The 12,480-nt window shown below is 50.9% G+C and carries 9 protein-coding genes and 2 pseudogenes; 8 read left to right on the top strand and 3 right to left on the bottom strand.

The features are described from left to right. The first annotated feature begins 247 nt into the window (after positions 1 to 247). The 8 genes and pseudogenes from AC0L8N_RS04685 to AC0L8N_RS04650 form a co-directional block, all read left to right on the top strand. Complete coding sequence (locus AC0L8N_RS04685) at positions 248 to 1,636, top strand: amidohydrolase (RefSeq protein ID WP_473666414.1); 1,389 nt, start codon at positions 248 to 250, stop codon at positions 1,634 to 1,636. A gap of 133 nt (positions 1,637 to 1,769) precedes the next feature. Further along, complete coding sequence (locus AC0L8N_RS04680) at positions 1,770 to 3,071, top strand: sodium-dependent transporter (protein WP_473666413.1); 1,302 nt, start codon at positions 1,770 to 1,772, stop codon at positions 3,069 to 3,071. A 26-nt stretch (positions 3,072 to 3,097) separates the two neighbouring features. After that, positions 3,098 to 4,225 (top strand): trans-sulfuration enzyme family protein, encoded by a 1,128-nt coding sequence (locus AC0L8N_RS04675; RefSeq protein WP_473666412.1) that lies wholly within the window; start codon positions 3,098 to 3,100, stop codon positions 4,223 to 4,225. Positions 4,226 to 4,523: 298 nt separating this feature from the next. Then, positions 4,524 to 5,489, top strand: a complete 966-nt coding sequence (tal, locus tag AC0L8N_RS04670; protein WP_473666411.1) for a transaldolase — start codon at positions 4,524 to 4,526, stop codon at positions 5,487 to 5,489. A gap of 1,000 nt (positions 5,490 to 6,489) precedes the next feature. Beyond that, positions 6,490 to 7,338: a sugar phosphate isomerase/epimerase family protein gene (locus AC0L8N_RS04665; protein WP_473666410.1), complete on the top strand. Its 849-nt coding sequence runs from the start codon at positions 6,490 to 6,492 to the stop codon at positions 7,336 to 7,338. A 12-nt stretch (positions 7,339 to 7,350) separates the two neighbouring features. After that, positions 7,351 to 8,406 (top strand): sugar phosphate isomerase/epimerase family protein, encoded by a 1,056-nt coding sequence (locus tag AC0L8N_RS04660; RefSeq protein ID WP_473666409.1) that lies wholly within the window; start codon positions 7,351 to 7,353, stop codon positions 8,404 to 8,406. A gap of 61 nt (positions 8,407 to 8,467) precedes the next feature. Then, a pseudogene (locus AC0L8N_RS04655) lies at positions 8,468 to 8,937 on the top strand (Gfo/Idh/MocA family protein); the annotation flags it as partial. 210 nt (positions 8,938 to 9,147) lie between these two features. Then, positions 9,148 to 9,367: pseudogene (locus AC0L8N_RS04650) on the top strand (IS3 family transposase); the annotation flags it as partial. A gap of 103 nt (positions 9,368 to 9,470) precedes the next feature. Here the strand turns inward: AC0L8N_RS04650 and AC0L8N_RS04645 are convergent. The 3 genes from AC0L8N_RS04645 to AC0L8N_RS04635 form a co-directional block, all read right to left on the bottom strand. After that, positions 9,471 to 10,268, bottom strand: a complete 798-nt coding sequence (locus AC0L8N_RS04645) for a ThuA domain-containing protein (RefSeq protein ID WP_473666408.1) — start codon at positions 10,266 to 10,268, stop codon at positions 9,471 to 9,473. Beyond that, entirely contained in the window at positions 10,268 to 11,413 is a 1,146-nt protein-coding gene (locus AC0L8N_RS04640; protein WP_473666407.1) for an RCC1 domain-containing protein, read from the bottom strand. Before AC0L8N_RS04640 ends, AC0L8N_RS04645 begins: the two co-directional genes overlap by 1 nt. 658 nt (positions 11,414 to 12,071) lie before the next feature. After that, positions 12,072 to 12,467, bottom strand: coding sequence for a cupin domain-containing protein (locus AC0L8N_RS04635; RefSeq protein ID WP_473666405.1), 396 nt, complete (start codon positions 12,465 to 12,467; stop codon positions 12,072 to 12,074). Positions 12,468 to 12,480: the final 13 nt, after the last annotated feature.

Genomic DNA, 12,480 nt, shown 5'->3' with positions numbered 1-12,480 from the left:
TTCGACGTGCCCGGCAACTCCGCTGACTGACAAAGGCTATTCAATAATTTTCCGGCCCGATATACCTTAGATATCGGGGGGGTTGTGTTGCGTGTTCATTGGATGCTCTCCCATCCTCAATTAGTGGGGCGGGGTTAGTTACGGAATCCTTGGCGGACCGTTTAAGTCTCGCCTCGTTATTGCATGGGAAAATAGCTGATAGACTCGAAAGTCGGAACAAAATCAAATTAAAGGGATGGCAAAAAGGATGAATAGGACGTTCTTGACGGGCATGGCCACTCTGATTCTTGTGTTTACGCACGTTCAGGCAAGCAAAGCTGAAGAAGTCGATTTGATCATCAAGAACGGAATGGTCTTGACGATGAACGCTGAGAAAGAGGTATTCAGCGATGGCGTCGTTGTTGTTGATGAAAACAGAATCGTAGAGGTTGGTGGCGTCGAAACCCTTGGCCAGTATTCATCTGCCAATGTAATCGACGCCGACGGCGGAATCGTGATGCCAGGGATGATCAATACACATACCCATGCATCCATGAGTGTCTTTAGAAGTTTGGCAGACGATGTTCCTGACCGGCTAAATAGGTACATATTCCCACTGGAAAACAAAATGGTGACCAAGGAAATGGTCTATATCGGGGCCGTTCACGCTGCGATTGAGATGGCGAAGGCTGGCGTTACTACGATGGTGGATATGTATTTATTCGAAGACAGCGCCGCACGCGCTGTAAAGGAGATTGGTCTTAGAGGCGTAATGACACAGAATATTATCAAGTATCCCACCGCGGACGGCGAGGATGGAAACGCCAAGCTGGAGCTGGCAACGGTGCTTGTAGAAAAGTACCAAGATGACGAACTGATCACACCGGGATACGGCCCTCACGCGCCACATACCGTAACAAAAGACAACTTGGTGAAAATCGCCGAGTTATCCGAGAAATACGATGTTCCAGTCTCTATGCATGTAGCGGAGACTCAGGAAGAATTTGACAGGTTTCAATCAGAATTTGGTATGACGCCTGTTGAGTATCTGGATTCCGTTGGAATACTTAATGACAGGCTGATCGCTGCCCATAGTATTTTCGTAACAGACAGTGATATTGAGCTTATGAAACTGCGGGATGTAGGAATTGCTCACAATATGGTGGCCAATATAAAGTCTGCGAAGGGGGTCTCGCCAGCGCTCAAAATGTTTGATGATGGCCTCAATATCGGGCTTGGTACGGACGGTCCTATGAGTGGCAACACCTTGGATATTATTGGCCAAATGGGATATGTCGCAAAGTTACATAAGCTGGTTAATAAGGATAGATCAGCGATGCCGCCTTACAAAGTGGTGGAAATGGCTACGATGGGCGGAGCGAGAGCCATTCACAGGGAAGAGGAATTGGGTTCTCTGGAACGTGGCAAGCTGGCCGATATAGTAATTGTTGAAACGAAATCGACCAATATGCAACCCATCTTCGACCCCTATTCTGTATTGGTTTATTCAGCCAACGCATCGAATGTAGATACCGTAATTGTAAATGGAAAGTTAGTTGTGTCTGACAAAACCCTGCTGACTTATGATGAAGAAATCAGCAGAGCATCCATTAAAGAATTTTCTGAAGAAGTTGCAGAGATTGCGGACACTTTATGAGCTTAGAGGCTGCGTTGTCTGTCGGACTTGTTAGTTACAATACGCTATGCGCCGCAGTCACCCGCCTTGGTGGTCGGCGTTTAATTCGCTACTCTCGTGCTGATCGAGACATAGAATAATAAAAGGTATCTCGATGGCTGCAAGAGAGACGTTCACCTCACGATTTTCCACCATTCTGACCATGATCGGCGTCGCTGTCGGTCTTGGTAATGTTTGGCGATTTCCGTACATGATGGGCGAGTACGGCGGCTCAGCATTTCTCATTGTCTATTTGGCGTTCACGCTCTTGCTCGCTATTCCTGCAATGACAGCGGAATGGGCCTTGGGTCGCGAAACAAAAAAAGGGCCAATCGGCGCGCTCTCAAGTGTTTGGGGCGCGAAATGGGGGAAGCGGATTGGTGCGCTAATCGTCTTTACGATGGTTGTTTCGACGTCCTACTATATCGTCGTCATCGGCAATATCGCATTTACGGCCTCGTTTTCAATCCTGAATGGATTTACGGATTCCACGTTTACACGATTCGACCAGCAGTTCTCAAACGGTTGGTTGCAATACGGGTTTAGCGTTGGTGTCTTGTGCTTAATAATGTTCGTTTTGTATCGAGGATTGAATAAAGGTATTGAAGCCGTCAGCCGAATTTTCGTACCATTTTTTGCGCTCGTTATTTTTTACCTCGTTGTAAACGCATTCTTTCTGCCCGGCGCACCAGCAAAGTTTGTCGAGTTTCTAAAGCCCGACTTCTCAGTTCTGGAGGCAGAGCACATATTCGCGGCACTCGGCCAGGCATTTTTCTCCCTGGGGCTTGCAGGTACGATAATGGTCATTTACGGCTCGTACATGAGCGACGACCAGAATATTCCGAGAATCGCCGCTTTTACCGCACTCGGCGATGTTGGCGCGGCATTTCTGGCATCGCTGTTTATCGTGCCGACCATTCTGGTATTTGACTTAGACCTGTCGCAAGGACCAACTCTGGTTTTCACCACGTTGCCTAAACTGTTCAGCGTGATGCCGGGTGGGCGAATTCTCGGTAGCTGTTTCCTTCTCGCATTGACGCTGATTGCTTTCTTATCAGCTATGGGGGCGATCGAAGCTATTGTCGGCAGTATCAGTGAGGAGCTTCGCATCCGTTCCGGACGAACACGGATGATCGTCGCCGTATTATTCGTGGAAGCCGCGGTCATGTTGCCGAGCTCTCTCGATCCAAGCATTGTCGGAACACTCGATCTGATTTTCGGTTCGGGCATGCAGATGCTGGGCAGCGTAATAGCCGTCATTACGGTGGCATGGGGAATGGGGCAGGTTAAGACCAAATTACAAATATTCGGTGCAACGGGTCTTGATTTGCACTCGAAATATTTCTTTTGGTTGAAATGGGCAGTCCCAGGAGTGATGTTGGTCGTACTCGGTGGTTATGTTGCGAGCAACATCTAGTGTTAGGTCAATAATTAGGAAGAACTATGGCTCGTAAGTTTTCAACTCGTGCAATACACGATGGAGAAGGGTGGGATAAATCGAATGGCGCTCACAACACCCCTATTTACCAAACTGCCACATTCTCGTTCGAGACTGCCGAGGAAATGGCCGCGGCCATTATGGATCCATTAGAAAGCTTCTTCTATTCAAGAACGGCTAATCCAACGACTGCGGCGCTTGAGAAAAAGATGGCATCGCTGGAAGGGACAGAGGCAGCATTAGTTACGTCATCAGGAATGGCTGCAGTTGCAATTGCCATTCTCATATCGGCGAAATCGGGCGATCACGTCATTGTTACGAATGACCTTTTTGTCATAAGCCGCCAGTTTTTTGAACAAGATTGTCCGGCAATGGGCATAGAAGTATCGATGGTTGACGTTCGGGATTTGACAGACGTCGAGAACGCTATTCGCCCCAACACCAAAGCGTTGTTCGTCGAGACAGTTACTAATCCAAATATCTATATTTGCGATATTGCGGCGATTTGCTCGATTGCGGACAAGCACAACCTGGTATTGATTGCCGACAACACGTTCTTGAGTCCGTATCTGTCCAGACCTGTTGAGCAGGGCGCCGATATCGTGCTGCATTCAGCAACTAAATACATTAGCGGACACGGTGACACTGTTGCTGGCGTTTTGGCGGGTTCGAAGGAGAGCATGGACAAAGCGCGATTGAAACTGGATTCATACGGTCAATGCCTTAGTCCGATTGCATCTTGGCTAGTAATGCGTGGCGTACGTACGCTGCCACTGCGAATGCGCCAGCATTCCGAGAACGCTCAAGCCCTGGCTGAGTATTTGGAAGGTCACGAGCTCGTGGAATGGGTGAAATACCCCGGACTAAAGTCCCATCCGCAGTATTCGCTCGCTAAATCCTCTTTTCCCAATGGCTGTGGTGGAATTATCAGTTTCCGGATAAAGGGTGGAGTAAACGAAATGAACCGGTTTGCGAATAGCCACAAACTTTTCGGCAAAGGAGTGAGTTTGGGCGACGTGTTCACGCTGGTCTATCCGCAGCCCTGGCGCGACAACCTCATTCGGATTTCGGTCGGTTGCGAAGACGCTGGCGATATTATTGAGGAATTCGAAAAGGCGCTCGCAACGGTCTGAGACCTGTTGAATCTTGCCGTGGTCGACGACAAGCAATGATTGATTGTATTTGCCAATGTGCGTACGACAGTCTCGATCCCGCTTACCACGGCAAGACTACAGCGCGTTCGCGATAGCATTGTCCCAATACACGAAGCGCTGAAACGATCCAGTCGAACTGACAAGCTGCAGGCATCTGGTCAGTAGCGGAAGAAACGACTTGAACATGTTGGCAGTCGCGTTTGAGCTCCGATGCTGGAGCTGACAGCGAATGAAAAGGCGACTATCATTGATGCATTGATTTCTGCGGACTGAATAAATGAACAAACTCGAACAATTGCGACAAATAACCGATGTTGTTGCTGACACAGGCGACATTGAAGCTATAGCCAAGTACAAACCGGTCGACGCGACGACAAATCCGTCATTGTTGCTGAAAGCCGCGGCATTGCCGCAGTACTCAGATCTTATTGACGAAACGGTCGCAGCGGTCAAGGCCGACAACGTCGCCGATAAAGATCTAATCGATGAACTGGCGGACCGTTATGCTGTTGCAATTGGATGCGAAATTCTGAAGATTGTACCGGGTCGAATATCGACCGAAGTCGATGCGCGACTGTCATTCGACCGCGAAGCGGCCGTAGTCCGGGCTAAGAAACTTATCGACCTTTATGCTTCAAAGGGGATCGGCCGTGAGCGCGTGTTGATCAAGTTGGCATCGACCTGGGAGGGCATCGAGGCGGCACGTCAGCTCGAAAGCGAGGGCATTAACTGCAATCTGACATTGTTGTTCTGCGATATTCAGGCTGTCGCAGCTGCCAAAGCGGGCGCGTTCCTGATCTCACCTTTCGTGGGCCGAATTCTTGATTGGTACAAAAAAGCAGAGGGCGTTGACAGCTATGCGCCAAACCAAGATCCTGGTGTTCTGTCCGTTCGCAATATCTACCAGTTATTCAAGAGTCGCGGTTTCACAACGATAGTCATGGGCGCGAGCTTCAGAAACGTCGGAGAAATCGAAGCTTTGGCCGGTTGCGATCGCCTGACAATTGGGCCAAATTTCCTGCAGGAACTCGAGGACGACAATGGTGAGCTTCGGCGAGTGCTCGAGCCGAACCAGACATTGGACTTCGTTGACTATGATTTTGCGGATGAGGCCGACTTTAGGCTGCAGCTAAACGCCAGTGCGATGGCTACCGAAAAGCTCGCAGAAGGCATCCGTGGCTTCATCGCCGACCAAATCAAACTGGAAGATCTGTTGCGGCAGCGAGTGGTGAGTAGCACTTAGGCCGAACGCTGCGTTTTCCGAAAGGGCAAATCCGGCGTCTATGCTGCAGAGCATGGTGGCGGTGCGGCCGCTGCGGAGTCGCCGGAGAAAAATCGCACGCGTAATCCTTGGTAGCCATTGCGGGTATTTCGATGGCACCCCCCCCTGAGGCGACGAGGTAGCAAGAGCGTCGCGCCGCCTGTTGCTCAGGCGCCTGGGCAATGGACATGCCGCGTGGTGCCTCTTCGCAGAATCAGGCCATGCTGATGGTCATTTCGGTATTGTTCAAGTGCTCGACAATGGCGTCGTCGCCGTGATGGACGTCGCGTGTGCTACCAGTTGGTAAAGCCTCGCGTCCGAACAGTGGCATGCAATAGCCGAATCGACCCGAGCGACGACGCATCAGAAAGACTGGCGTATGCACCGTAGCGACGAAGAGGCGCTACGGCATTTAAGGATAACAATGCAGCGCCGGAATTCCCCATTTCGTGCTGCCGTGGGGAGCGGTGCATCCCGATCGTACAGATGCGCTGGTGTTCAATCCTCCCTTGGTCTACAACGAGTCGACCCGTTTGTATTCGCCGACAGGCTGGGCGTCGTTGTCGCTGGCCAAGTAGCGATCATGTGAGTCAGCCGGACGGGAGTTTGGTTTCGGATCTAGGGTTGCTCATTGTGGCTTAGCACCTGTATTTCGAAGCCTGCTAAAGAGCGGTCGATATTGTCTTCTAATTGGCAAGAGCGAGATACATTCCGTTGTTGCTGGCGGTCGGAATTTTTGCTCAAGCCCGAAGTTCGTCTACGGGCAATGGCTATTCGGGTCACTGCCCGGGCATTCATGGCTGGTACTTTCCATGCCGACTGCGCCTTTTTCGGTATTTCAGGCCCGCTGGGGTGTCGTTATATCCTGGCTACCTGGAGGTAAGTTGTGCTGGTATTCTCGTGAAATCGATTCTGTCGCAGGGTCACCAAACGCGCCTTTCAAACCAGAACCAGCACGTAGCAGAATATAAGGATTCGAATTATGGATCGACGCACATTTCTAATGGCAGCCGCGGCGATGGTTGCCAGCTGCTCAAGAACGGCCGAGACAGGCCTGAGTGGAATGACAGGTACCGCACCTCTGGGGATTCAGTTGTATACAGTCCGCGATCTCATGGCGGCCGACGTTGCCGCGACGCTGGAACTGATTGCAAGTGCGGGCTATAGGGAAGTCGAATTTGCTGGTTATTTCGACCACAGCCCGAAAGATCTCAAAGGGATACTGAATGCCGTCGGCCTGCAGGCGCCGTCGGCGCACCTGCCTTACAGTGCGTTCATTGAAAGCCCGGAGAAGGTTTTGGAGCACGCGACAGCGATGGGGCACCAGTTTGTCGTAGTTCCCTGGGTGGATACCGATTCTCGAAGTCTCGATCACTATCGCAAGCATGCGGAAAACTTCAACCGCTGGGCTGAGCATTGCGCGGGCGCGGGCATTCAGTTCGCGTATCACAACCATCAGTTTGAATTTGAAGAAACCGAAGGAATGCTGCCGTTTGACCTACTGCTGGCTGAAACGGATCCGTCACTGGTGCAATTCGAACTTGACCTCGCGTGGGCACGTGCCGGCAACGCCGATTCGGTCGCTTATTTCAAAGCATGGCCGGGACGGTTCCCGATGTTGCATATAAAGGACTTGGATGCCGGTGGCAACGAGGCGGATATCGGTGAAGGCGACGTCCCGTTTGCGTCGATATTCGAATATCTCGCGACCGCAGGCGTCAAACACGGCTTCATAGAGCGTGATAACTCGAAAGACATCAAATATTCATTGCAACACAACTTCGACGCGGTCCAGTCGCTTTGGACATCGCATTTGGGATCGAAAACTTAGGACGAAACGCCAATGAAAACGATGAAGGGACCGGCGATATTTCTCGCGCAGTTCGCGGGCGACGAAGCGCCGTTTAATTCGCTGGACAGTATCGCCCAATGGGTGGCGAGCCTCGGATTCGTCGGCGTGCAGATTCCCAGCTGGGATGCACGTTTATTCGATCTCGAGAAAGCCGCTGGGAGCAAGACCTATTGTGACGAGGTCCTGGGTACGCTGGAAAAGCATGGATTGGAGCTGACGGAATTGTCGACCCACTTGCAGGGCCAGTTGGTCGCGGTGCACCCGGCATACGACCAGATGTTTGATGGCTTCGCAGTGGAGTCCGTGCGCGGCAATCCGTCGGCGCGTCAGGCCTGGGCCGTTGACCAGCTACTGCAAGCCGCCAAGGCGTCAGAAAACCTCGGTCTGGAGAACCATGCAACCTTCTCAGGCGCGCTGGCCTGGCCCTACTTGTATCCATGGCCACAAAGGCCGGCTGGCCTGATCGAGACGGCGTTCGATGAGCTGGCAAAACGCTGGCAGCCGATTCTGGATGCGTTTGACGATGCGGGCGTCAATTGCTGCTATGAGATTCATCCAGGTGAGGACCTGCATGACGGCGTGACCTTCGAGATGTTTCTTGAGCGCGTGAAAAATCATCCGCGCTGTCAGATGTTGTACGACCCGAGTCATTACGTTCTGCAGGCGCTCGATTACCTTGAACACATCGATATCTATCACGACCGGATCAAGATGTTTCATGTTAAAGACGCCGAATTGAATCCGACCGGCCGGCAGGGCGTCTATGGTGGCTATCAGAGTTGGGTGGAAAGGGCCGGGCGCTTCCGGTCACTTGGCGATGGACAGGTAGATTTCCCCGCAATATTTTCCAAACTCGCGCAGTATGATTTTGCGGGTTGGGCCGTGCTTGAGTGGGAATGTTGCCTGAAGCATCCTGAAGACGGTGCCCGCGAAGGTGCGCAATTTATCAGAGAGCACATCATCCGTATTACTGAGAAGGCATTTGACGACTTTGCTGACGCTGGAGTTGACGATGCTGCCAATCGACGCGCGCTGGGAATAGAGTGAGGAACGACGCATGAGCTAGCCGCAGTTATCAAATTCCGGCCCGAATCGCGTGCGACTGGGAATGGTCGGCGGTGGTCAGGGCGCTTTCATCGGTGCGGTGCACCGAATCGCGGCGCGTATCGATGACGAGTACGACTTTTGCGCTGGCGCGTTGTCGTCTGACCCGCAGCGCGCACTGGCATCGGCGCTGGAAATTGGCTTGCCAGTAGATTGAGCCTACAAAGATGTCGCACCGATGATAGCTGCGGAAGCCGCCCGTGACGATGGCGTTGAAGTGGTCTCAATTGTTACGCCGAATAACGTCCTTTTCCCATGTGAGCGGCCGCCAGTTGGACGATTACGTCAATATCCTGATGCGATTCAAGGGCGGGGCCAAAGGTGTACTTTGGGCTAGAGATTGCGCCTGGAAATGAGAGCAATCTGACGCTGCGGGTCTATGGCACCCTGGGTGGTCTGAGTTGGCGTCACGACAATCCGAACGAACTCGAATCCTCACCCTATGGAGAGCCTTCACGTCGGATAACCCGGGGCAGCCGGGCGTGTAATCGGCCTCTGCGGACTAGCTGAGCTGGCGCACCAGCTGAATTGGTGCCAGCGGCGGGGTAGACAATAATGGCGGTGTACGGTGTTTGCACGGGTCCTGGAGCTTGCTTTCCGAGTATGTCCGGAATGAGCGTGCCCAACGCGAACGTACAAGACGACCAGGTAGTTGCTCGCATTGATCAGGAGCTGCTGACGCACGAATGGTGCGAAACGCGAGGCTTCGGGCTGAACTACACGCGACCAGGAAATTCAAACCAGAATGCAATCGTGCAGGAAACGTTACGGCAAGTCCGGGAAATCAAGCGGGTCTGGATTATTGAAAACAACGAAGAACGACAGCCCAGGAAAAAAATTTCCTGCTATGTTCCGACGGCAGATCGAGAACGCCAGAAACTTTAATCCTGAACTGTGTCATTGACGCGGAAGCTTACGCACTCATCGAATACATGGCGCCAACCAAAGAAACATTTAATTTTTAATGGTTAGTCAACTATGTAATTTGACGGCATATGCTCAATTGACTATTCGAACGCTTTGCCGCCAGTTGCAGCCCACCACACTGCGCCCAAAATATGTTGTCTGAACCACGGCTCTTCATAAATGCCTTCCGGATGGCCTAAACCTGTATGAAACGATCTTCCGCCTTCAAAATCTTCCTGGTACCAAGCCATCGGATGGTAGTCCGGCATCTTGCCCCCAGGAAAGGTGGTTTCATCTACAGTCAAAACAACTTCAATATTGTCCGACAGTTCCAAATAGTTGTACCACTCTTCAGTCACTACCCATTTCTTCGGTAAATGTGCGGTTGATGGGTGATCCGGCATTTCATTATTAGCAACTGCGGTCCAAATACCTGGATTTGGATGGCGGTTCCACACACCACCAACGAGTTTCACATACCAAGGCCATTCCATCATGGTGAATGAGGCAGAGTGTATCGCTACAAAATTTCCGCCCTGATGGATGTAATTCTGAAGTGCCTTTCGTTGGTTGTCATTTAGAATATCTCCGGATGTATTCATGAATACAACCACATCCATCTTATTCAGCTGTGCCTGATCGTCAAAGGCGTCAGATTGTTCAGTCCAGGTGAGGCCAAAGTGATTGTCCTGGCTCAACTCTTTGAACATCTGCACGCCACTCGGAACAGAAAGGTGCTGATAGTCCAGAGATTTCGTAAACAAAAGAACCTGGAACTGCTCCTGATTCTGCTGCAGGCGTTGTGCATGTGAATTGGCACTAACTAATGTAAGTAATCCAAGCAGAATAACTATTAGCTTCTTAGACATGACTTTTTCGATTAATTGTTTTTGAATCATCATAATTTTACTTTAGTAGGAGTCAGTTTATTGTCAGTCGAACGTGTTCCAAGTTTTCCGGCGTTGCCATCTCCCCAGCAATAAACGTCATCACTAGAAGAAACTCCGCAGGTATGATCATCACCAATGGTAATGCCTTCAAAAGTTAAGTCAGTTGATACAGCTACAGGTTCGACTTGCATAGTCGTTGTACCATCGCCCAGCTGCCCAAATGCATTTCTTCCCCAACAAAAGGCTTTGCCATCAGTCGCAATGCCGCAGGTTTGAAATACCCCGGTTGCCAGCGAAACAAATGAGGAATTGCCTTTCACTTCTCTTGGCACCATCAAATTCTCGATAACGCCCAATGCACCTGAAGTTCCAATACCTAACTTGCCATACCGGCCGCGTCCCCAGCAGACAGCTTTATCTGCCGTACTAATGGCGCAAACATGATCAAGTCCAACACTTATTGAGTTTGGTTTGAATTCAAAGTTACCTGCCACGCGTCCTGGAACGAGCTTTCTGTCACGATCGTTTGGCCCCAGCCCCAACAAATTGCCGAAATCACTTGCGCCCCAGCAATAGGCGTCGCCATTCGTTGTAATGCCACATGTCGTAGCTGATCCGGCGTTTATTGAGCCAAAAGTAAGTCCACCAGAAACAGGTACGGGTACCAGGGAACTTTCGACTGAGTCACGCCCAAGTATTCCATCTTCACCTCGTCCCCAGCAGAAGGCGTTGCCGTCTGTGGTTATTCCACAGGTGTGCGCTAACCCGGAATTGACTGATTCGAAAGACAGTCCACCGGAGACCGCTGTTGGAACCAGGCTGTTTTCCGAAGAATTGTTGCCGAGTCGTCCATAGCGGCCACGTCCCCAACAATAAGCCTCGTTGTCCACTGATACACCGCAGGTGTGATCCCAGCCAGCACTAATGGACTTAAATTCAATTCCACCGGCAACGGCGACGGGAGTCATGCTGGACTTAGTGGAACCGTTGCCCAGTTGGCCTACTGCATTATCCCCCCAACAATAAGCCTTTCCGTTCGATTTCAGTACGCATGTGTGTTCTTCGCCAGCGCTAACTGAAGTATCTGCATAAGCCGGTACAGAAGCGATGACTAATACTAACAACAAGTAACTTTTGCTAAATATAATGTTCATTATGTAGGTTTCTGTGTTTTGATTTAATGAGTAATCACAAAGATTTTTATTGTACGACCATTGACTAACAATCTATCGATTAAACGACGATGTTTGAGGTACGTTTGTGATTTCCAGCCATCCTTTTAATGGATTTCATATCATCTACTTATGATGCGGCCTAGTCAATCTGCCTGGACTGTCCAATCAAGGACAAGTGCCGCAATGCCTGCTGAAAACAGTTGAGTCCCGAAGTCTATTCGCTAGAGCGTATTCGCAGCAGTATCGCTATCTAAACTATCGTGCGCTGCTTACGGTATCTGTCGGGCTTAGTAGGGCGGCTATGAAGATTGTTTGTATCGGGTGTCTCATGAAAAATGGTGTATTACTGAGCCATTTTTCAGAAGAGGTCGTCACCGGAGTCAGGGTTACGGCAACGCGACTCTCGAGAGCACGTACAAACCGACCTTATCGACGAATTCAGCGGAAACTTGTTGCCGTAACCAGGTCGCGGTCAGAAGCATCTTCAGAGTGTGGTAATCGGTTAGAGGAATGACTACTTGATTAAGCAGGTCATTGAACCATTGCCATAGCTATCCGCGACCGAAGTCGCTTCTACAAGCTTATTCCACTGAAACTCGCAGAAACGAGCCCGGTCGCGAACGTACTAAGGGGCCGGTTAATCGCCGGCAGGCTCCACAGCGGGTGCGTTTTTCATCTTGATGAAAAACACCAGAACCTTCGCCGGTTCGGTCTCACTGGCGTTACGCGACACAGTGTGGATATCGTTCGGTGTTTCGTAAAACGTTTGCCCAACAGTCAGTCTTTGCAGCTCACCACCGGCCACCTGCATTTCGACCGTTCCCTCAAGGACATAGACGAACGTATGTGCATTGTGGCGGTGACTCGCCGATGCCACGCCTGGCGGATAGGAGACTTCGAGAACAACCGCCTCTCGACCTTCGATATCGGGCAAATCTGTCTGGAAAAGACTATTAATGCTTGATTGTTGTGCAATGCTGGCGGTCGACAGAATGCTCAGCAGGACGGTTATCAATATTCTTGGTGCGATCACGTTGGGCTCTCCA

The sequence above is a fragment of the Woeseia sp. D3-10 genome, from assembly GCF_055809415.1.
This window is presented reverse-complemented; position numbering and strand designations above follow the sequence as displayed.